A 275-nucleotide genomic window follows, 5' to 3' on the forward strand; every position below is an offset into this window, starting at 1 on the left:
CGATTGATCTACCTGATGCACGTCGTGACATACCAGTTCGCCGAAGCATTCACCCGCGACCGACGCGTCCTGGATTTCGGTTGCGGGAGCGGCTACGGCAGCGCGATGATCGCCTGCGGCGCGCGGGAGGTTGTGGGTGTGGACGTGGCGGAGGAGGCGGTCGCATTCGCGCGGGCACGGCATACGATGGAGAATCTTTCGTTCTCGCGCATCGAGGCCGATGCCGTACTGCCGTTTGCCGATGCTTCATTCGATACAGTTCTGTCATTCCAGGT

The 275-nt window shown here is 61.5% G+C and carries 1 protein-coding gene; it reads left to right on the plus strand.

What is annotated here, in order from left to right; genetic code table 11:
• Positions 1-275, plus strand: a 275-nt coding sequence (locus SB775_RS29280) for a class I SAM-dependent methyltransferase (RefSeq protein WP_410864738.1), incomplete at both ends; no start/stop codon positions are given.

It is taken from the genome of Peribacillus sp. SIMBA_075 (assembly GCF_046534585.1).